We start from the raw sequence: 20,310 nt of genomic DNA on the forward strand, positions 1-20,310 counted from the left end.
TTTGCCAGCCAGCCGCCATGCACGAGAACGCCAACCTTCCCCGTCCCGCCCCCGTCAGCCTGCGCAGCGCCTTCTGGTACTGGCTCAAGCTGGGCTGCGTCAGCTTTGGCGGCCCGGCCGGGCAAATCGCCATGATGCATGCGGAACTGGTGGAAAAGCGGCGCTGGATTTCCGAACAGCGTTTCCTGCACGCCCTCAATTACTGCATGCTGCTGCCGGGGCCGGAAGCGACCCAGCTGGCCATCTACATCGGCTGGCTGATGCACCGCACGCGCGGCGCCCTGGTGGCGGGCCTGCTATTCCTGCTGCCCTCGCTGGGGGTGCTGATCGTCCTGTCCTGGCTCTACATCGCGTATGGCCACGTGGGCGCCATCGCGGGCGTTCTTTACGGCATCAAGCCGGCTGTCGTCGCCATCGTGCTGGCGGCCGCCTGGCGCCTGGGCCGGCGCACCTTGCGCAGTCACGCCCTGATCGCCATCGCTGCGGGCGCATTTGTCGCCATCGCCGCGCTACATCTGCCATTTCCACTGATCGTGCTCGCCGCCGCCCTGCTGGGCATGGCGGGTGGCCGCTGGCTGCCGGCCCACTTTCATGCCGACAACATGCCGCATGGCGGCGCGGCCCGCTACGGCACTGCCCTGATCGATGACGACACGCCCACGCCAGACCACGCGCGCTTCCGCTGGCCGCGCCTGCTTGCCACCTGCGCGCTGGGCCTGGCCCTGGCCTTCCTCGCCTGGCTGGGCCTGGCTCTGGCGGGCGGGGCGGACCAGCCGCTGGCGCAGATGGGCGTGTTTTTCAGCAAGGCGGCCCTGCTCACGTTCGGCGGCGCATATGCCGTGCTGCCCTACCTGGTGCAGGGCGCCGTCGACCACTACCACTGGATCAGCAGCGCGCAGATGATGGATGGCCTGGCACTGGGCGAAACCACGCCCGGCCCCCTGATCATGATCGTCGCCTTCATCGGTTTTGTCGGTGGCTGGAGCCACGCCGTGGCGGGTGAACACCTGTGGCTGGCGGGCGTGTGCGGCGCGCTCGTCGCCAGCTGGTTTACTTTCCTGCCCTCGTTCATCTTCATCCTGGCCGGCGCGCCACTGGTGGAAGCATCGCGCGGCAATTTGCGCCTGAGCGCGCCCCTGACGGCCATCTCGGCGGCCGTGGTAGGCGTCATCGCCAGCCTGGCCCTGTTCTTTGGCCGCCATGTCTTCTGGCAAGCAAACCCGCTGCCGCACTGGGACTGGCTGGCCATCGCCATCGCGCTGGCGGCAGGCGTGGCGCTGATCAAGTTTCAAATGGGAACCATCAAATTGCTGCTCGCCTGTGCCATCTTCGGCCTCGTGCTATCGTATCTGCCTTGAACGACCTAACGTAACTAGTAACTGGCATCACTTTTATGGCTGACAAGATTATCTACCTCGCCGAAGCCCGCAATGGGGCTTTGGCGATCCCCGCGCGGCTGGAAAGCCCCAGCGGCAACGTGGCCGACAGCCTGGGCCGGCCCCTGCATGACCTGCGCATCTCGATTACCGACCGCTGCAATTTCCGTTGCGTGTATTGCATGCCCAAGGACGTGTTCGACAAGAACCACGCGTATCTGCCGCACACGGATTTGCTGTCGTTCGAGGAAATCACGCGCGTGGCGCGCCTTTTCGTTGAACACGGCGTGGAAAAGATCCGCCTGACGGGCGGCGAACCGCTGCTGCGCAAAAATATCGAAAAACTCATCGCCATGCTGGCCGCGCTGCGCACGCCGTCGGGCCAGCCGCTGGACCTGACCCTGACGACCAACGGTTCCTTGCTCGCCAGAAAGGCGCAAGCCTTGAAGGATGCAGGCCTGAACCGCGTTACCGTGTCGCTCGACTCGCTCGACGACGCCACCTTCAAGCGCATGAACGATGTGGACTTTGCCGTGGCCGACGTGCTGCACGGCATCGATGCGGCGCACGCCGCCGGCCTGGGGCCCATCAAGATCAATATGGTCGTCAAGGCCGGCATGAACGAGCAGGAAATCGTGCCCATGGCGCGCCACTTCAAGGGCACGCCCTACATCTTGCGCTTCATCGAATACATGGACGTGGGCGCCTCGAACGGCTGGAACTTGCAGGAAGTCATCCCGTCCGCCGAAGTCGTGCGCCGCATCGGTGCACACATGCCCTTGCTGCCCATCAACCCCAACTACACTGGCGAGACGGCGGCGCGCTGGCGCTACGCTGATGGCAGCGGCGAAATCGGCCTCATTTCCAGCGTCACGCAAGCGTTTTGCGCCGACTGCAGCCGCGCCCGCCTCTCGACCGAGGGCAAGCTGTACACCTGTTTGTTCGCCAGCAGCGGCCACGACTTGCGCAGCCTGCTGCGCGGCGGCCGCAGCGACGCGGAAATTTCCTCGGCCGTGGCGCAGTTGTGGCGCGGCCGCGCCGATCGCTATTCGCAATTGCGCACCAGCCAGACGGATTTGACGGGCGGCGCGCTTGAGCACGGTAAAAAGAAAGTGGAAATGTCGTACATCGGCGGCTGAATCGGGCGCGGCGCGCGCCCGCCGCTGCTACCATGGCGCATGCACCCACTTCCTACCTGACATGATCAACACACACGACATTACCGGCCTGATCCTGGCCGGCGGCCTCGGCACGCGCATGGGCCAGCGCGACAAGGGCATGCTGCCCCTGCATGGCCAGCCCCTGGCGCGCCACGTGCTGCAGCGCCTGGCGCCACAAGCAGGCCAGCTGGCCATCAGTGTCCACGCCGATGCCGGAGATTATGCGCGCTTCGGCCTGCCCGTCTGGCCGGACGTACTGCCGGGCCAGCTGGGCCCGCTGGCCGGCATGCACAGCGGCATGCAGCACGCCAGCACGCCCTACCTGCTGACGGTGCCGTGCGACTCGCCCCTGCTGCCGCCCGACCTGGCGGCGCGCCTGGCCGCCGGCCTGGTCGACAACGATGCCGACCTGGCTATCGCCGTCACCGAAGAGATCGACCCGGCGACGGGATCGACGGTGCGCCGCCCGCATCCCGTTTTCTGCCTCGTCAAAACTTCCGCCCTGCCCCAGCTCGATACGTATCTGCGCAACGGAGAGCGCCGCATGCGCACCTGGCATGGCCCCTTGAAACTGGCCGAGGTAGTATTCGAGGATGGCGCCGCGTTCGGCAACATGAATACCCCGGACGAGCTGGCCGCCCTGCAGGCGCAAGGCCTGTCCGTGCCGATGGCGCAAGCCATCCTGGCCGACGCCGTGGCGCCCGTCGCCGACGTGGAACAACTGCCGCTGCCGCAAGCGTTCGAGCGCATCCTGGCGGCCGACATCATCTCGCCCATCAGCGTGCCCGCGCACGACAATTCCGCCATGGATGGCTATGCGCTGCATGGGGCGGATCTGGGCGGCAGTGTGCCGCTGACCCTGGCCGTGGTCGACACCATCCTGGCCGGGCGTCCCGGCACCGTCAGCGTGCAACGCGGGCAATGCGCGCGCATCATGACGGGCGCCGTCATGCCCGACGGCTGCGACAGCGTGGTACCACAGGAACTGCTGCTGCAGGCCAGCGAACAGCACATCACCATCGCGCCGGACTGCATCCGCCCCGGCGACAACCGCCGGTTCAAGGGCGAAGACTTGATGCAGGGCCAGCCGGCCTTGCTGCAGGGCAAGCGCCTGGGACCGGCCGAACTGGGGCTGCTGGCCTCGCTGGGCATCGCCACCGTGCCCGTGCGCCGGCGCCTGCGCGTGGCCTTCTTTTCCACGGGCGACGAATTGCGCTCGATCGGCGAGCAACTCGACGCCGGCTGCATCTACGACAGCAACCGCTACACCCTGCTGGGCATGCTGAGCCGTTTGGGCTGCGAAGTGCTCGACATGGGTATCGTCAAGGATGAGCCGCAAGCGCTGGAAGCGGCCCTGCGCGGTGCTTGCGCCAAGGCCGACGTCATCATCACCTCGGGCGGCGTGTCCAGCGGCGCGGCCGATTTTACGCGCGAGATCCTGGCGCGCCTGGGTGAAGTGGCCTTCTGGCAAATCAACATGCGTCCGGGCCGCCCCATGGCCTTTGGCCGGATTGCCAGCGAAGGCGGCACGGCCTTGCTGCTGGGCCTGCCCGGCAACCCCGTGGCCGTGATGGCGGCGTTTTACTTCCTCGCGCGCCCCACCCTGCTGCGCCTGATGGGCGCCGATGCGGACACGTCCACCCTGCCGCTGCTGCAAGTGGCGGCGCAAGCGGCTATCCGCAAGAAACGGGGCCGCACGGAATACCAGCGCGGCATCGTCGAACGCGGCGCAGACGGGCGCCAGCACGTGCGCGTGACGGGTGCGCAAGGCTCCGGCATCCTGCGCTCGATGACGCAAGCCAATTGCATGATCGTGCTGCATGAAGCACAAGGCCACGTGGCAGCCGGCGACTTGGTCGATATCGTGCTGTTCCATGGATTGACCTGATGAAACCTCTGCTTCTGGCGCTGGCCTTGCTGCAGGGCATGGCGGCGTACGCCGGCGAAGTCCACAGCAATGGCTACACGGTGCGCTTCGACGAGCGCATCGAGGATGCACAGGGTGACTTGCACGGCGAAACCGTCGGCAGCATCCGCCTCGTGCGCAGCAGCGACCAGGCGCTCGTGTGGCAGGAAAACACGCCCTTGCAGCCGGGCTGCGGCGACGTTGCGGCCGTCACCACCATCAACGATCGCTTCGTGTCCCTGTGCGGCCACTTGGGCGGGCGCCATTACACGCAAAAGATCATCTTCATGCAAGGCAACTCGCCCACCATGGTGAGCGTGGACCAGTATGATTCGCCCAGTCCCGTGCGCGTGGAGCGCGACGGATCGCTGGCCATCGAGGTCCTGCGGCGCGACCGCTTCCCCGACGAGCTGACGGGCTCCCATTACTTTTCCACCGTGTACCGCTTGCACCACGATGACGCCACCTTCGGTTTCATCCCCAGCTTTGATAGTGATGCCGCCGAGCACTACTGGCAACACTATCGCGCCACGCGCCAGGCGGCGCCGGCGGCGATCGTGCTGCCAGAACTGCTGGCCTCCCTGCTGGCGGCCCAGGCCGGCAAGCAATCCATCTGTGCAGAGCTGGCCACGCTCGCCGCAGATTTGCAGCAGGGGCAACAGTACGATACGCAAGGCGCGCACGCCTTGATGCGCAAGTGGCTGCACAAGCTGCCCGCCATCGGCTATCCCGCCTTCGATACGCAAGCCTGCCCGGGCCGCATCTAGATCGTTTTACCGCCGCCTGCTGGCGGCGCATCCTTCAACACCCCACTACCCTCTCAACCGGCCCGCCCAGCGCGGGCCGCTCTCATTGCCCCTTCGCAATCAATTGACCTGCGCGGCAAGCGTACGCCTATCGAGATTAAAATATTAATTATTTTTTAAAATAACATATAAATAAACACAACACTAATTGTAATTATTTTATTTATTTGTTGATACTACAGTTTCTTCGATGATAACATCCGAACTCGCATAAAAATTCAATTTTGATATTGTTTTCACGAGGAAACTAATAATGAGACACCATTCATGGATCGCGGGCGCCGGCATGCTGGGAGCGGCTTGCCTGCTTGGCATGTTGTCCCTGGCGCCGCTGCCCGCCTATGCCAAAGGGTCCCCTCGGGCCGACGTGCTGGAACACTGCAGCTGGAACCGTCCCGGCGTCGATCCGTTCATGGGCGACGTAGTGGCCGCCGTGGATCGGTATACGGATATCGCGCCGCCTGTGCGCGAAGAGTTGAAGGCGCGCATGCGCGCGCGCCAGTACGATGAAATCGTGGTGATCAGCCGCGACGCCATCCGCGGCAAGGGCAATTACCAGGCGCGCATCAGCGACATGCATTTCGGGCCGGGCCGCGTCTGCCGCAATGTCACGCGGTCAGGCTGGAGCGAGCAGATGCAGGAACGGGGACTCGTATATTGCGTTCAGGGACAATGCATCCTCGTGCCGACGATCTGCCGCAACGTCAGCCGCATTGCGCAGGCGTCCGCCTCGGCGCCGCCGGCAGCAGGCGGTGCCGTTCCCGGCGGTGGCGCGCCCGTTGCCGCCGTGCCCGCCGGCCCGGAAGTGGCAGCCGTACCCGTGATCGATAATCCCGACGCCTTGCGCGGCGGTTCCTTCACGGGCGGCGTCATACCGCCGGCCGTGGCCAGCATTCCTTTCATGCCCTTCGATTACGTGCGTACCGTCGGCGGCATGGGCGGCGGGAGTGGCGGAGGTGGCGGAGGTGGCTTGCCGCCAGGCTCGACGGGCAGCAGCATCATCGTGCCGCCCTCCGTGATCCTGCCAACCTTGCCCCCCACCGAGATGAATATCCTGCCCGCCGTGCCCGAGCCACAGACCTGGGCCATGCTGATGGCGGGACTGGCGCTGGTCGCCTTTGCCTCGCTGCGCCGCCGGCAGGCGGCCTGAAGGGCAGCCCTACTCGGCGTCGCCCGCTTCGCCTGGCAAGCTGGCATCCGTCGCCCCCAGCAGCAAGGCGGCCGCCTCGCCCGGCAAGGCTTCCACGGATTTCAATTTGCGCGCCATCTGCCGGCTGCGCACTTCCGCGCTTTCGATATTCTTCGCCGCCTTTTCCAGGGTCAGCCGGGTTTGCGACAGCACGTCGCCAAACTTGCCGAACTCCGTCTTGACGGCGCCCAGCACCTGCCATACTTCCGACGAGCGCTTTTCCAGCGCCAGCGTGCGGAAACCCATCTGCAAGCTGTTGAGCAAGGCCGTCAGGGTGGATGGCCCGGCGATGCTGACGCGGTGCACACGCTGCAATTCATCGGCCAAGCCCGGGCGGCGCAGCACTTCCGCATACAAGCCTTCCGTGGGCAGAAACAAAATGGCGAAGTCCGTGGTCTGCGGCGGCGCCAGGTATTTCTCGGCGATGGTTTTCGCCTCGCCCCGCACAGCACGCTCCAGCTCGCGCCCGGCCAGGGCCACGCCGTCCGCATCGGCCCGCTCGGCCGCGTCGACCAGGCGTTCGTACTGTTCCTTGGGAAACTTTGCATCGATAGGCATCCACACGGGCGGCCCGCCATCGCTCAAGCCCGGCAGTTTCAGGGCGAATTCCACGCGCGCGCCACTGCCCGGCACGGTTTCCACGTTCTTCGCATACTGGTCGACAGTGAGTACCTGCTCCAGCAGCATCTCCAGCTGCACTTCACCCCAGGTGCCACGTGTCTTCACATTAGTAAGCACCCGCTTCAGGTCGCCCACGCCCAGCGCCAGCTGCTGCATTTCACCGAGGCCCTGGTGGACTTTTTCCAGCCGCTCCGACACTTGCTGGAACGACGCACTCAGGCGCGTTTCCAGGGTGGCGTGCAGTTTTTCATCGACCGTCTTGCGCATCTCTTCCAGGCGCGCGCCATTGTCGGCCTGCAAGTCGCGGATCTTGTTTTCCAGGGTGGCGCGCACTTCCAGCATGCGCTGCGCATTCGATTCGGTCAGCTGGGCCAGGGTTTGGTTGGTACTCTCGGCAAAGCGCGCCAGGCTTTGCGCCTGCTCTTCGCGCCCGACTTTCCCCTGCGCCTGCATCTGCGTGCGCAGGCTGTCGAGCTGTTGCAGGGTCGCTGCCTGAAATTGCGCCAGGCCGGCGGCCAAGTCCTGCCGCGTCGCCTGCGCCGACGCCTGCAATTGCAGCCGCACTTCGCGTTCGACACGGTCGATGCGTTCCAGGCTTTGCTGCTGGTGCTGCTGCACCAGGGCCAGGGTGGTCGCGCCATCGCCGGCCGCGCCACGTGGACGCAGCAACAGCAAGAGCAACAGGACGATGGCGACGATGGCGGCGCCCAGCAGGCTGTAAAACTCGATTGGGCTCATGGGTGTCAGTCAGGTTTGTTGCGCATCCAGTCGGCTGTCTGATAGAACGATTCCATCAGGCGCACGCGCAGGGACTCCTCGATGCCCGTGTCTTCCATGGCCCAGGCCATGGCGCGCAACCACTGGTCGCGCTCGCTGGTGCCGATGGCGTAAGGCAAGTGGCGCGCACGCAGGCGCGGGTGGCCGAATTTCTCGATATACAAATCCGGCCCGCCCATCCAGCCCGTCAGGAAGAAATACAGCTTGTCGCGCGAACCGTCCGTCGAGGGCGGATGCATGACGCGGATGCCGGCAAACTCGGGCTCAAGTTCCATCAGATCATAAAAACGGTCGACCATTTCACGCAGCACGGGGGCGCCGCCGATGGTCTCGTACAGGGTGGGGGCAGTGGTATCAGTCATGGCCGCCATGATAGCGCAAGCGTCGGTGGCCCACGCAACACCCGTTGCCGCTGCCACAATAAATGGCAATATCCTTGACTACTCAAGCTTATATCAACTACTATGCAATTTTTAAACCACGAACAAGACGACCATGCCAAGCGCTATCGATACTCCTTTGCTGCGCAATAGCAACTTCCGCTGGCTGCTGGGCGGCGGCCTCATTTCCATGCTGGGCGACCAGTTCAGCATGCTGGCCCTGCCGTGGCTGGTGCTGAGCCTGACGGGCGATAGCCTCAGCCTGGGCATCGCCGTGGCACTGATGGGCGCCCCGCGCGCCGTACTCATCTTGTTGGGCGGCACCGTCGCCGACCGTTACTCGCCCCGGCGCGTGCTGCTGCTGAGCAAATATGCGAACGCCGCCATCCTGCTGGCGCTGGCAGCACTGCTGTTGCTGGACCACGCCAGCCTGGCGCTGGCGTATGCGGCCGCGCTGGCGCTGGGCATCGCGTCCGCCTTCGGCATTCCGGCCGGCACGGCCATTCTGCCGCAGGCCGTGCCGCTGCAATCGTTGCAAAAAGCCAATGGTTTGCAGATGGGCGCGCGCCAGTTGTCCTTGCTGGCCGGCCCCCTGCTGGCGGCGCTGGTACTCGGCGCTCACGATGGCGCGCAGCAAACCGGCATGGCAGCGCTGGCCGCCGCCTTTGCCATCGATGCGCTGACGTTTCTGTTCTCCGCCTGGACCTTGCGGCAAGTCAGCCTGCAGCCATTGGCAGCCGCTGCCGCGCAAGGCATGTGGCGCGACACGGTGGCGGGCCTGGCCATGGTATGGCGCGACATTCCCTTGCGCAGCTGCTATGCCTACTGGGCGGTGGTGGCGTTCTTTGTCATGGGACCGCTGCAGGTGGCCTTGCCCGTGCTGGCCAGCGAACGCCTGCACGGTGCCGCAGCGCTGGGACTGCTGATGGGCGCGCACGGCGCCGGCACCCTGGCCGGCATGCTGGCATCGAGCCTGGGCGGCGCCTGGCTGCGCCGGCGTTTCGGCGCCACCCTGCTGCTCGTCGATGCGTTCGTGGGCTTGCTGCTGATGGCGCTGGGGCAGATCGGCAGCAGCTGGCAGGGCGCAGCCTTGCTGGCCGTCACCGGCATGCTGGCCGGCTATGTGCAGGTGGCCATCTTTACGTGGATACAGCGACGCGTGGCGCCCGCCATGCTGGGCCGGGCCATGGCCCTGTTCATGGGCATCTTCCTGGGCCTGGCCCCGCTGTCGGCGGCGGCCACGGGCGCGCTGCTGCGCCACCTGAGCGTGGGTGAGCTGTTCTGCGGCGGCGGCGCCCTGCTGCTGGCGGCAGCCGTGGTGGCGGCACTCCTGACCGACATTCCACGCATCGCAAGCACCACTTCCGTATCTCCACATTAAGAAAGTTCCACCATGGATAAAACACGACAAGCGGCCCTGAAAGCGGCCTACCGGCAACAGCCGCCAGCGCTGGGCATCATCGCCCTGCGGCACCTGCCCAGCGGACGGACCCTGCTCGAATGCAGCCGTAACGCGCCCGGCATGCTGAACCGGCACCGCTTCGAACTGAACCTGGGCAAGCACCGTAATGCCCTGCTGCAGGCGGACTGGCGGCGCGACGGCGCGGCGGCCTTTTCCTGCGAGATCATCGACAGCGTCAAGCTGCTTGATGACCCCGCATTCGATGCGGACGCCGAACTGGGCGCCCTGCTGGCCCTGCACCGCGCACAGTGGCTGGAACAGGGGCAGCCACTGTATTGAGCAGTATTGCTTTACACTTGCGCACTCAAACACTGCGCAGTGAATACAAAGGATGGTATGAACGATCACACTTCCCAGTCGCCGGACAGCGATGGCGCGCTGGATTTTTTCCTGCGCCTGGCGCGCGCCCAGGCACTCATCGTGCGCCGCTTCGACAGCGCCCTGGGCAATGTGCATGGCCTGAGCTTCAGCGACTATCAATTGCTGTATCAGCTGCAGCGCGCACCCGGTGCGCGCCTGCGCCGCATCGACCTGGCCGAACGCCTGGCGCTGACGGCCTCGGGCGTCACACGCTCCTTGATGCCACTGGAAAAGATCGGCCTGGTGGCGCGCCAGGCCGATGCGCGCGATGCGCGCGTCGGCTATGCCGTGCTGACTGCCGCCGGCCAGGAATTGCTGGAACATGCCAGCACCACCGCGCATGCGGTGGGCCGCGAATTGCTGCAGGACGCACCGGCAGAGCAGCTGGGAGCGCTATCGGCCATCCTGGGCAGACTAGCCGGCTGACGCTGCCAAGTGGCTGGTGCCGGCCCGCATGCCGGCCCTACACGAGCGCCAGCTTGCGCTGGCGCCGCGTCGACGGCCAATGTTCCACGCCCACTTCGCCGCGCACCGCCGCGCAGGCAGCCAGCAGCCTGGCGACACCCGTCTCGTCGAGTGCCGCGTTGAGAGTCAGGCGCACGAGGGCGCGGTTTTTCGCCGTCGCCGGGGCACAGAACATGGCGCCGTAAATGCCATGCCGCTCCAGCGCCTGGCGCAGGGCCAGGGTGGCCGGTTCCCCGCCCGCTTCCAGCGCCACGATCTGCTCCGTGCCATCGCTGACGTTGTAGCCGAGCGCGCTCAAGCCCTCGCGCACCTGCAGCGTATGGCGCCGCAAGGTCGCGCGGCGCGCATCGGCGGCCATGATGAAATCGAGCGCCGCGTCCAGCCATGCCAGCTCGTGGGCCAGCAGGCAGGAGCTGAAGATGGCAGGACGCGATTCGGACAAGAAATATCCCTTGAAGCGGCTGGAACAACTGATGAAACCGGCGCGTCCTGCGAAGGCCTTGGCCAGCGACGCGGTGCGGAAATGCACGCGGTGGCCCAGGCCCCAGGCCTCCACCAGGCCCGCTCCTTGCGGGCCATGCGTGCCCAGCGAGTGGGATTCGTCGACCACCACCACGCAGTCGCTGCGCTCGGCAATGTCCAGCAGTTCCAGCAGCGGCGCCAGGCTGCCGTTGGTACTGTACAGGGCATCGACGACGATCACGCCGCGGCCATGTTTTTCCACTTGCCGCCGCAGGTGCGCCATGTCGTTATGCAAGAAGGCGACGGCCTGGGCCTGCGCCGACAACACGCCTTCCCACAGCGAGGCGTGAGCCTGCATGTCCAGGTAGACGGGGATGCCGGGGCTGGCGATACACTGCAACAAGCCGACATTGGCCGCCATGCCGGACTGCGCCAGGATGCCGTCCTCGCAGCCCATGAAGCGGGCCAGCCGGCTTTCCAGCCGATGCTGTTCGCTGCCTTCCTGCAAGTACACGGCCGACATCAGCATGCCACCAGCGTTCGCCTGCAGGGAAGCCACCTGGGCCGCCACCAGCGCCGGCTCGGCGGCGATGGAAAGATAGTCATTACCCGCAAGAAAAATGGCATGGGCGGGGGTCGGCTGCCAGGCATGGGGATGCTGGCCGCCCAGCAGTTTTTCAATGCGCGTGATGTGATGCGCATCCATGCGCCGCACGATGTAGTCGGGCAGGCAGTGTTCGGCGCGGGCAAAGGATGGGGCGTGCAGGTTGGTAGTGATGGTCATGGTTTTCTCCTGGGGTAAGGTTTGCTACGGATTAAAGCCTTCACCGTGTTGCCAACCCATCCATTGACGTATATCAATGTCCGGCCAGATAACCGAACAAGCCAGAAAAATTACGCGATGATAATGTTCTGAAGAGGATCAAGGCAGAGTCATGACGCAGCAATGGCAAGGAGGATGGACACACTGGCGCAGGCGCCTGCTCCATTCGTTGCTACATGAACGCATGCCGCATGAAAACCTGGCCAGCCGCGTCGCCATGCTGGCCGCCGTGGGCACGGTGGCAATGCCGCTGTACTACCTGCTGTGGCATTTTTTTTTCCCACAAGCCTATGAAAACCTGATCCTGCGCCTGACGGGCGTGGGCATCTGCGTGGCGGGCCTGTTTGCACGCCGCTTCTCGGTCCGCTGGCTGTCGCGTTACCTGCTGTTCGCGCTCAGCTACATCCTGCCCTTCTTCTTTACCTTCATGTTTCTGATGAATCATGCCTCCTCCATCTGGAGCCAATCGCTGCTGATCGGCCTGGTGGTGCTGTTTCATTTCGAAACGGGATTGGCTTGCCGCGCCTACCTGATCGGCACGGGCGCCGCCTGCCTGGCCGTCATCCTGCAAGGGGAAGGCGCCTACCTGCTGCAGCGTGAAGTGCTGCAGCAATTGCCCGTGCACTGGTTCACCATCGCCGCGCTGTCCGTGGTGAAGGTAGGCAGGAGGGTGCTGGAACGGGAACGGCTGGCGGGCATGGCTGCCGGGCTCGGTTCCGTGGCGCACGAACTGCGCACGCCGCTGACCAGCGTGGAAGCGAATGTGCGGGGCATGCGCCGGCTGCTGCCGCAGCTGGCTGGCCAGGCGGACGATATGCCGCCGCTGCAGGAAGCCCTGTCGCGCATCCAGTTCGAAGTGCGCCACATGCAGCACATGATCGATTTATTCCTGATGAGCGCCAGTGCCGTGAACCGCAACCTGCAGCCCAGCCAGTCGCTCTCGATGCTGGCGATGGTGACCGCCGTGCTCAAGCGCTACCCGTTTACCGGCAAGCTGCAGCGGGCCAGCGTCACGGTGGACGTGCGCGCCGACTTCCAGTTCGCTGGCCAGGACGAACTGTGCGTGGTGATCCTGCTGAACCTGCTGAGAAATGCGCTGAAAGCCATCCAGCGGGCCGGCAAGGGCCGCGTGCGCATCATCATCGACGGCGCCCGCCCCGTGCCCAGGCTGCTGTTCATCGACACGGGCTGCGGCATCGCGCCGGCCCGCCTGCCGTTGATCTTCGAGCGTTTTTATTCCTATCCCGTGCATAACGGCAGCGGCATCGGCCTGGCACTGTGCCGGCAAATCATCACCGCCTGGCAAGCGCGCATCCGCTGCGTATCGCGCGAGCATGCCTATGCGATTTTCATCCTGGAGTTTCCCCAGCCCCTGCCTGCCCGCTTCCAACCCTCTTCCCCCGCAAGGTGACGCATGCAACTACCCGTCTACACCCATCCGACCCTGACCGTATTGATCGACGACAGCGATTCCTTCCTGAAAAGCCTGGCGTTCCAGCTCGATCCCGGCCTGGCGCGCAAGACTTTCCACGACACCAGCAGCGCGCTGCACTGGCTGCGCCACAGCACGCAACTGGGCGAAACGCCACTGCACGTCAATTTCGACACGCAAAACCTGCCGCCCGATCAGTGCAACGTGGCGCTCGATCTCGAACGCATCTGGCGCATCAGCGGCCAGGCACAGCGCTTTGCCGTGCCCTCCGTGCTGGTGGTCGATTATTCGATGCCGCAAATGAATGGCCTGGAATTCTGCCAGGCTGTGCGCGACTTGCCGTGCAAGAAGATTTTATTTACAGGGGCGGCCGATGAAAAAGTGGCCGTGACAGCCTTCAACCGGGGCTTGATCGACCGCTACATCAAGAAGAGCGATGACGATGCGCTCGACATCCTGGAACAGGAAATCCATGCCCTGCAACGCGAATTCTTCCTGCAGCAATCGGACACCGTACGCGACTTGCTATTGCTGCACGACTATAGTTTCCTGCAAGACGAAGCCCTGACCGCCGTCGTGCACGAGCTGTGCCAGCGCCATGGCTTCGTCGAGTTTTACATCTTTCCCAATCCCAGCGGCATCCTGTTCTTCACGCGCGATGGCCACGCCAAGCTGATGATCATCGAGACGGAACGCAGCCTGCACACGCAGTACGAAATGGCGCGCGACAGCGACGCACCGGAGTCCCTGCTGCAGGCCCTGCTGGAAATGCGCGTGATCCCGTACTTTTCCGACGCCGACAGCGACGGCATGTATGCGGCGCATATCGGCGAAAACTGGTTCCGCTACTGCGCCGCGCCCACCATCTGCCTGGGCCGCGTGACCTATTTCTGGGCCCTGTTCGACGTGCCGCCGCACCAGCTGGGGCAGCCGGTCATGTCCTACGCGCAATTTTTACGCGCACAGGCGGGCGACAGCGCCTAGCTTTCCCGTAGCGTTTGCAGCGGCGGATGTTTCAGTACATTACGCAAGCCCAGCCAGCCGCCGGCGATCGCGCACAGGGCGCCGGCCAGTAAACCAAAGGCCCACACGCCCGGTGCGAAGCTCCAGGCGAACTTGAACTGGTACGTGGCCAGGGCCCAGCCCATGGCGGCTGCGCCCGTCGCCGCCAGCAAGCCGGCCAGGGCGCCGACGAGCGAAAACTCGATCAGCTGCGCCTGCGCGAGCTGGCGCCGCGTGGCGCCCAGCGCGCGCAGCAGACCCGCTTCGCGCGTGCGCTCGTCCTGCGAACCCATCAAGGCCGCATACAGCACCAGCAAGCCCGACGCCAACGTAAACGCGAAGAGAAATTCGACGGCCGTCACCACCTGGTCCAGCACGCCCTGGATTTGCTTGAGCACGCCGCCCACGTCGACCACAGTCAGGTTCGGGTAATCGCGTAGCAAGGCGTTGCCCAAGTCCGCCTGCGCGGGCGGCAGGTGAAATGCCGTGATCCATGTCTGCGGCGTGTCCACCATGGCAGCCGGGTTGATGATGACAAAGAAATTGACGCGCATCGAACCCCATTCCAGCTTGCGCAGGCTGGTGATCGCCGCCTCCACGGGCTGGCCGGCGATGTCGAAGCGCAGCTTGTCGCCCAGTTTCAGCTTCAATGTCTTGGCGATGCCCTCTTCCACCGACGCCTCAGCCGGCGCACCGGGCGCATTGCTGAACCACTTGCCAGCGACGAGCTTGTTTTCTTCCTGCATGCTGGCCATCGTCGACAGGTTGAATTCGCGGTCAGCCAGGCCCTTGGCGCGGTCATCCTGGTAAGTCGCTTCCGTGATGGCCTTGCCATTCACGGCCACCAGGCGCCCGCGTATCATCGGATACAAGGGCGCGTTGGCCACGCCGGCCTGCGCCAGGCGCGCGGCGATCGGCTCTTTTTGCTCGGGCAAGATATTGATCATGAAGCGGTTCGGCGCGTCCGGCGGCGTGGCATTGCGCCAGGCCACCATCAAGTCGCCGCGCACCACCGTCAGCAGCAGCAAGGCCATCAGGCCCAGTGCCAGCGACACCACCTGGATCACGGTGGCGCCCGGACGACGCTGCAAGGACGTGACGGCAAAGCGCCAGCCCTGGTGATTGAAGGCGCCGCGCAGGGATTTGAGCGATTTGATGCCCAGCCAGCCAGCCAGGCCGAACAGGGCGAAGCCGCCCAGGAAGCCGGCCGCCGTCAGCAGCGCCAGTTTCACGTCGCCCGCTTGCCACAAGAGCAGCACGACGAAGGCGGCGATGCCCAGGCCGTAGGTGGCCAGGGCCAGCGCCTGCGGCGGCTCCTGTTCGCGGCGGATCACGCGATTGTGCGGCACATTGCGCAACTGCAAAATCGGCGGCAGGGCAAAGCCCAGCAGCAACAGCATGCCGGTGGCCACGCCCTGCAGCGCGGGCAGCATGGAGACGGGCGGCAAGTCGCTCTGCACCAGCTTGCCCAACAGCTCCAGCAGCACCAGGTGGCCGCCGAAGCCCACCATCACGCCGACCACGCTGCCGGCCAGGCCCACCAATAAAAACTCGATCACGTACATGGCCGTGACCTGGTTTTGCGTCAAGCCCAGGCAGCGCAGCATGGCGCAGGCATCCAGGTGGCGCAGCATGAAGCGGCGCGCCGCCATGGCCACGGCGACAGCGGCCAGCATGGCCGACAGCAAGCCCACGAGGGAAAGAAAACGGTCGGCGCGGTCCAAGGTCGATTGCATCTGCGGGCTGCCCGATTCCAGCGATTCGATGCGCACGCCCTTGATGGCCTGCGTCTTGATCTGCTTTTCCAGCCAGACTTGATATTGCGCAAGTTCGGCTGCCTTGGTCGGTGGCGCCGACAGCAGCAAGCGGTACGATACGCGCGAACCGTTCTGCACCAGCGCCGTGGCCGCCAGGTCGCTCAAGGGCAGCATCACGCGCGGGGCGAAGTTCAGGAACGAGGCGCCGCGGTCCGGTTCACTGGCGATCAATTGCGTGACGGTAAAGGCCTTGTCGCCCAGTGTCAAGGTGTCGCCCAGCTTGGCGTTCAGGCTGGACAGAATCGCCGCGTCGACCCACAGGGTGCCGGGCGCCGGTACCTGGTCCGTTGGCCGTCCCACGGCATCGCGCGCTTCGTTCAGTTTGGTGGTGATTTTCAGCTTGCCCCGCTGCGGGTAGCCGGGCGAGACGGCCTTGATGGACGCCAGTTGCGAGCTCGATTGATCGCCCTCGCCCGCCTGCGCCATGCTGGGAAAAGTTACCGTGTCGGCCAGGATAAAACCGCGCTTCTGCGCTTCGGCGCGCCAGGCTGCATTCACGGGCTGGTCGGCGCTGATGACCAGGTCGGCCCCCAGCAACTGGTGCGCGTCGCGGTTCAGGCCCGCGCGCAAACGATCGACGAAGAAACCCACGGCCGACAGGGCCGCCACGGCGACGATCAGGGCGACGAGCAGGAAACGCAGTTGCCCGGCGCGCCAGTCGCGGCCGGTCATTTTCAGGGAGAGGCGGAGCATGGGCGGCGGGTCTTTATGAACGTGGATAGTGATGCGTTATTGCGCGGCGCCGTGGGCGGCGGCGTGCCGGGCGAAATACGCATCGACGGTAGCGAGGAAGGCGTCTTTTTGCGCCTGCGGCAGGAAGGCAGCGATGAAACCGTTGCGCGCCAGGCGCTGCGCGTGGGACAGCCCCAGCGGCAAAGCGTCGAAGATGGCGTCGAAATTGTCGTTCATGTAGCCGCCGAAATACGCAGGGTCGTCCGAGTTCACCGTCACGAGCAGGCCGGCGTCGAGCAATTGCACCAGGTTATGGTCATGCATCTGGTCGAACACGCGCAGCTTGGTGTTCGACAATGGGCAGACGGTCAGCGCGATTTGTTCGCGCGCCAGGCGGGCCGTCAGTTCCGCGTCTTCCAGGCAGCGCACGCCATGGTCGATGCGTTCGACCTGCAAGTCGTCGAGCGCCGTGCGGATGTAGGCTGGCGGACCTTCCTCGCCCGCGTGGGCCACCAGGTGCAAGCCCAGCTCGCGGCAACGGGCAAACACGCGCGAAAATTTCTCGGGCGGGTTGCCCACTTCCGACGAATCGAGGCCGATGCCGATGAATTTGTCGCGGTGCGGCAGCGCGTCTTCCAGGGTGTCGAAGGCTTCTTCCTCGCTCAGGTGGCGCAGGAAACACAGGATCAGGGCCGCGCTGACGGCGCTGTCCTGGCAAGCGCGATGGATACCGTTGATCACATCGGCGATGGCCACGCCGCGCGCCGTGTGCGTTTGCGGGTCGAAGAAAATTTCCGTGTGCAGCACGTTATCGGCTTCGGCGCGGCGCAGATAGGCTTGTGTCATGTCGTAGAAATCCTGCTCTTTCAAGAGCACGCTTGCGCCAGCGTAATAAATGTCGAGAAAAGACTGTAAATTCGTAAAAGCATAGGCGCTGCGCAAGTGTTCTACCGATTCATAGCCCAGCGGCACGCCATTGCGCTCGGCCAGTGCGAAAATCAGTTCTGGCTCCAGCGAGCCTTCGATATGGATATGCAGTTCGGCCTTCGGCATGCCGCGGACGATCGCGCGCAATTGGGGGTTCATCATGGGTGTTCCTTATAGGGTGACGATAAAAGTGCTGGCACGCGCACGCGCGGCGCGCAGGGCCATCAGACATGCAGGCATCTTAGCGCAAGATGGCCGACCTCACCGGTGCCCGACCGCTATGGAGGTGGCAACAGCAGCGGCATGGCCGGCACCGGCACGCGCTGGCGAATTGTCGTATGATGGTTTAAAAGGTACAAAAAGGTTCATTGAAATCGATGGAAAATTTGATGATTTATCCAATTAAATCAACAATTTACAGACAAGTATTAAGGATATGCTGACATATCTTTTGACTTCCTGATCCTTTAGAGCAATAATAAATTTCATGGGGTAATGGTAGGTGCAACAAGCGCTATCAACAGTGAAAAAAAGCCGGCTGGCCACGTCAGCGTACGGCATCAAGCGCCAGTTTTTTGGTCCGGGCAATCCGGACTCGCAAAGACAGCCGGGCTTGAAACAACAATAAAAATCGGTACGGGGTACAGGAAAAGTTCAGACGGCAAGCCCAGGCGAGTGCCAGGCGGGCGGCCATGGTGACTGGCAGTACAGGTTTACATTAAAGGACATTGACATGACCATTTTTGATAACTATGCAGCACGCTACGAGCGCACCCGCGAAGAGGAAATGTCGCTCACCGAATACCTGGCCCTGTGCAAGAAGGACAAGCTGACCTACGCCAGCGCGCCCGAACGCATGCTGGCCGCCATCGGCGAGCCGCAACTGGTCGACACGCGCAACGACACGCGATTGTCGCGCATCTTCGCCAACAAGGTGATCAAGATCTATCCCGCCTTCCGCGAGTTCTACGGCACCGAGGAAGTCATCGAGCAAGTCGTCTCGTATTTCCGCCACGCGGCGCAAGGGCTGGAAGAGCGCAAGCAGATCCTGTATCTGCTGGGGCCTGTTGGCGGTGGCAAGTCGTCGATCGCGGAAAAACTCAAGTCGCTGATGGAACACGTACCCTTCTATTGCCTGAAAGGCTCACCCGTCAACGAATCGCCGCTGGGCCTGTTCAACGAGCAAGAGGACGGCACCATCCTGGAAGAGGATTACGGCATTCCGCGCCGCTACCTGCGCAACATCCCCAGCCCGTGGGCAGTCAAGCGCCTGCATGAATACAATGGCGACATCAACCAGTTCCGCGTCGTCAAGCGCTACCCGTCCGTGCTGAAGCAGATCGCCATCTCGAAAACGGAACCCGGCGATGAAAACAACCAGGATATTTCCTCGCTGGTGGGCAAGGTCGACATCCGCAAGCTGGAAGACTATGCGCAGGACGACCCGGACGCCTACAGCTATTCGGGCGGCCTGTGCCTGGCCAACCAGGGTTTGATGGAATTCGTGGAAATGTTCAAGGCCCCCATCAAAGTGCTGCATCCCTTGCTGACGGCCACGCAGGAAGGCAATTACAAGGGCACGGAAGGTTTTGGCGCGATTCCCTTCGACGGCATCATCCTGGCCCACTCGAACGAGTCGGAATGGAAGACGTTTAAAAACAACCGCAACAACGAGGCCTTCCTTGACCGTATCTATATCGTCAAGGTGCCGTACTGCCTGCGCGTGACCGATGAAATCAAGATCTACGACAAGCTGGTGGCCAATTCCTCGCTGGTCAAGGCCCCGTGTGCGCCCGGCACCCTGCGCATGATGGCGCAGTTCGCCATCCTGTCGCGCCTGAAAGATCCGGAGAACTCCAGCATTTTCTCGAAGATGCTCGTCTATGACGGCGAAAACCTCAAGGATACGGACCCGAAAGCGAAGTCCATGCACGAATACGTCGATTACGCGGGCGTGGACGAGGGCATGAACGGCCTGTCGACGCGCTTTGCCTTCAAGATCCTGTCAAAAGTGTTCAACTTTGACAATTCCGAAGTGGCCGCCAATCCCGTGCATCTATTATATGTACTGGAACAGCAGGTCGAGCGCGAGCAGTTCGCGCCGGAACTCGAGCAGCGCTACTTCTCCTATATTAAGGAGCACCTGGCGCAGCGCTATGTGGAATTCATCGGCAAGGAGATCCAGACGGCTTACCTGGAAAGCTATTCGGAATACGGGCAAAACATTTTCGACCGCTATGTGACGTTTGCCGATTTCTGGATACAGGACCAGGAATACCGCGATCCGGACACGGGCGAAAGTTTCGACCGCGAATCGCTGAACAATGAACTGGAAAAGATCGAGAAGCCGGCGGGCATTTCCAATCCGAAGGACTTCCGCAACGAAATCGTCAACTTCGGGCTGCGCGCGCGGGCCTCGAACGGCGGCAAGAATCCCGCCTGGACCAGTTATGAAAAGTTCCGCACCGTGATCGAAAAGAAAATGTTCTCGAATACGGAAGAATTGCTGCCCGTGATTTCCTTCAATGCCAAGGCCAGCGCCGACGATGCCAACAAGCACGCCGACTTCGTGGCCCGCATGGTGGAAAAAGGCTATACGGCCAAGCAGGTACGCCTGTTATGCGAATGGTACTTGCGCGTACGCAAGTCATCCTAGCGCGGACAGCAAAGGCG

16 protein-coding genes are annotated in these 20,310 nt (G+C 63.6%); 11 read left to right on the forward strand and 5 right to left on the reverse strand.

Annotation, left to right across the window (positions count from 1 at the left end; genetic code table 11):
• Positions 1-17 precede the first annotated feature (17 nt).
• From chrA to ACQ4WL_RS23605, 5 genes are all read left to right on the forward strand, one after another.
• Positions 18-1,358, forward strand: coding sequence for a chromate efflux transporter (chrA, locus tag ACQ4WL_RS23585; RefSeq protein ID WP_436511925.1), 1,341 nt, complete (start codon positions 18-20; stop codon positions 1,356-1,358).
• Positions 1,359-1,393: 35 nt separating this feature from the next.
• A complete protein-coding gene (moaA, locus tag ACQ4WL_RS23590) occupies positions 1,394-2,515 on the forward strand; it encodes a GTP 3',8-cyclase MoaA (RefSeq protein WP_436511926.1) in 1,122 nt (373 codons plus the stop codon).
• A 61-nt stretch (positions 2,516-2,576) separates the two neighbouring features.
• Complete coding sequence (gene moeA, locus ACQ4WL_RS23595) at positions 2,577-4,424, forward strand: molybdopterin molybdotransferase MoeA (RefSeq protein ID WP_436511927.1); 1,848 nt, start codon at positions 2,577-2,579, stop codon at positions 4,422-4,424.
• Positions 4,424-5,209 carry a hypothetical protein gene (locus ACQ4WL_RS23600; protein ID WP_436511928.1) on the forward strand — a complete coding sequence of 262 codons (786 nt, stop codon included), beginning with the start codon at positions 4,424-4,426 and terminating at the stop codon, positions 5,207-5,209. The genes moeA and ACQ4WL_RS23600 overlap by 1 nt, the downstream gene beginning before the upstream one ends.
• Before the next feature lie 292 nt (positions 5,210-5,501).
• Positions 5,502-6,398: an MHFG family PEP-CTERM protein gene (locus tag ACQ4WL_RS23605; RefSeq protein ID WP_436511929.1), complete on the forward strand. Its 897-nt coding sequence runs from the start codon at positions 5,502-5,504 to the stop codon at positions 6,396-6,398.
• Between the two features lie 9 nt (positions 6,399-6,407).
• Here ACQ4WL_RS23605 and ACQ4WL_RS23610 read toward each other — a convergent pair whose 3' ends face one another.
• Both ACQ4WL_RS23610 and ACQ4WL_RS23615 read right to left on the reverse strand, forming a co-directional pair.
• A complete protein-coding gene (locus tag ACQ4WL_RS23610; protein ID WP_436511930.1) occupies positions 6,408-7,796 on the reverse strand; it encodes a DNA recombination protein RmuC in 1,389 nt (462 codons plus the stop codon).
• A gap of 5 nt (positions 7,797-7,801) precedes the next feature.
• Positions 7,802-8,197 (reverse strand): group II truncated hemoglobin, encoded by a 396-nt coding sequence (locus ACQ4WL_RS23615; protein ID WP_034754244.1) that lies wholly within the window; start codon positions 8,195-8,197, stop codon positions 7,802-7,804.
• 133 nt (positions 8,198-8,330) lie between these two features.
• On the opposite strand from ACQ4WL_RS23615, the gene ACQ4WL_RS23620 reads away from it, so the two are divergent.
• From ACQ4WL_RS23620 to ACQ4WL_RS23630, 3 genes are read left to right on the forward strand one after another with little or no spacing between them, the layout of a single operon-like run.
• Positions 8,331-9,596 carry an MFS transporter gene (locus ACQ4WL_RS23620; RefSeq protein ID WP_436511931.1) on the forward strand — a complete coding sequence of 422 codons (1,266 nt, stop codon included), beginning with the start codon at positions 8,331-8,333 and terminating at the stop codon, positions 9,594-9,596.
• A gap of 12 nt (positions 9,597-9,608) precedes the next feature.
• Positions 9,609-9,956 (forward strand): GIY-YIG nuclease family protein, encoded by a 348-nt coding sequence (locus ACQ4WL_RS23625; protein ID WP_436511932.1) that lies wholly within the window; start codon positions 9,609-9,611, stop codon positions 9,954-9,956.
• 57 nt (positions 9,957-10,013) lie between these two features.
• Positions 10,014-10,463, forward strand: coding sequence for a MarR family winged helix-turn-helix transcriptional regulator (locus ACQ4WL_RS23630; protein ID WP_436511933.1), 450 nt, complete (start codon positions 10,014-10,016; stop codon positions 10,461-10,463).
• A gap of 37 nt (positions 10,464-10,500) precedes the next feature.
• Here ACQ4WL_RS23630 and cqsA read toward each other — a convergent pair whose 3' ends face one another.
• Entirely contained in the window at positions 10,501-11,748 is a 1,248-nt protein-coding gene (cqsA, locus tag ACQ4WL_RS23635; protein ID WP_436511934.1) for an alpha-hydroxyketone-type quorum-sensing autoinducer synthase, read from the reverse strand.
• Positions 11,749-11,971: 223 nt separating this feature from the next.
• Here cqsA and ACQ4WL_RS23640 point away from each other — a divergent pair, with 223 nt between their 5' ends.
• On the forward strand, positions 11,972-13,198 hold the full coding sequence (locus ACQ4WL_RS23640; protein WP_436511935.1) for a sensor histidine kinase: 1,227 nt from the start codon (positions 11,972-11,974) through the stop codon (positions 13,196-13,198).
• Positions 13,199-13,201: 3 nt separating this feature from the next.
• The gene (locus ACQ4WL_RS23645) at positions 13,202-14,203 is read left to right on the forward strand and encodes a response regulator (protein ID WP_436511936.1); all 1,002 of its coding nucleotides are present in this window, start codon (positions 13,202-13,204) and stop codon (positions 14,201-14,203) included.
• Here the strand turns inward: ACQ4WL_RS23645 and ACQ4WL_RS23650 are convergent.
• Positions 14,200-16,731, reverse strand: coding sequence for an ABC transporter permease (locus ACQ4WL_RS23650; RefSeq protein ID WP_436511937.1), 2,532 nt, complete (start codon positions 16,729-16,731; stop codon positions 14,200-14,202). The two genes, ACQ4WL_RS23645 and ACQ4WL_RS23650, sit on opposite strands and share 4 nt — an antisense overlap.
• A 36-nt stretch (positions 16,732-16,767) precedes the next feature.
• Positions 16,768-17,799, reverse strand: coding sequence for an adenosine deaminase (locus tag ACQ4WL_RS23655; protein WP_436511938.1), 1,032 nt, complete (start codon positions 17,797-17,799; stop codon positions 16,768-16,770).
• A 571-nt stretch (positions 17,800-18,370) separates the two neighbouring features.
• Here ACQ4WL_RS23655 and ACQ4WL_RS23660 point away from each other — a divergent pair.
• Positions 18,371-20,293, forward strand: coding sequence for a PrkA family serine protein kinase (locus ACQ4WL_RS23660; RefSeq protein ID WP_071075815.1), 1,923 nt, complete (start codon positions 18,371-18,373; stop codon positions 20,291-20,293).
• Positions 20,294-20,310 lie beyond the last annotated feature (17 nt).

The organism is Janthinobacterium kochi (assembly GCF_051380715.1).
In the GTDB taxonomy this organism is placed as follows: Bacteria; Pseudomonadota; Gammaproteobacteria; order Burkholderiales; family Burkholderiaceae_D; genus Janthinobacterium.

Bases quoted from the DNA above. Each gene is read 5' to 3' on its own strand.
- ACQ4WL_RS23655 (WP_436511938.1), bottom strand. From the start codon at position 17,799: ATGATGAACCCCCAATTGCGCGCGATCGTCCGCGGCATGCCGAAGGCC.
- ACQ4WL_RS23660 (WP_071075815.1), top strand. From the start codon at position 18,371: ATGACCATTTTTGATAACTATGCAGCACGCTACGAGCGCACCCGCGAA.
- chrA (WP_436511925.1), top strand. From the start codon at position 18: ATGCACGAGAACGCCAACCTTCCCCGTCCCGCCCCCGTCAGCCTGCGC.
- ACQ4WL_RS23640 (WP_436511935.1), top strand. From the start codon at position 11,972: ATGCCGCATGAAAACCTGGCCAGCCGCGTCGCCATGCTGGCCGCCGTG.
- ACQ4WL_RS23630 (WP_436511933.1), top strand. From the start codon at position 10,014: ATGAACGATCACACTTCCCAGTCGCCGGACAGCGATGGCGCGCTGGAT.
- ACQ4WL_RS23615 (WP_034754244.1), bottom strand. From the start codon at position 8,197: ATGACTGATACCACTGCCCCCACCCTGTACGAGACCATCGGCGGCGCC.
- ACQ4WL_RS23625 (WP_436511932.1), top strand. From the start codon at position 9,609: ATGGATAAAACACGACAAGCGGCCCTGAAAGCGGCCTACCGGCAACAG.
- moeA (WP_436511927.1), top strand. From the start codon at position 2,577: ATGATCAACACACACGACATTACCGGCCTGATCCTGGCCGGCGGCCTC.
- ACQ4WL_RS23605 (WP_436511929.1), top strand. From the start codon at position 5,502: ATGAGACACCATTCATGGATCGCGGGCGCCGGCATGCTGGGAGCGGCT.
- ACQ4WL_RS23610 (WP_436511930.1), bottom strand. From the start codon at position 7,796: ATGAGCCCAATCGAGTTTTACAGCCTGCTGGGCGCCGCCATCGTCGCC.
- ACQ4WL_RS23620 (WP_436511931.1), top strand. From the start codon at position 8,331: ATGCCAAGCGCTATCGATACTCCTTTGCTGCGCAATAGCAACTTCCGC.
- ACQ4WL_RS23645 (WP_436511936.1), top strand. From the start codon at position 13,202: ATGCAACTACCCGTCTACACCCATCCGACCCTGACCGTATTGATCGAC.
- ACQ4WL_RS23600 (WP_436511928.1), top strand. From the start codon at position 4,424: ATGAAACCTCTGCTTCTGGCGCTGGCCTTGCTGCAGGGCATGGCGGCG.
- moaA (WP_436511926.1), top strand. From the start codon at position 1,394: ATGGCTGACAAGATTATCTACCTCGCCGAAGCCCGCAATGGGGCTTTG.
- ACQ4WL_RS23650 (WP_436511937.1), bottom strand. From the start codon at position 16,731: ATGCTCCGCCTCTCCCTGAAAATGACCGGCCGCGACTGGCGCGCCGGG.
- cqsA (WP_436511934.1), bottom strand. From the start codon at position 11,748: ATGACCATCACTACCAACCTGCACGCCCCATCCTTTGCCCGCGCCGAA.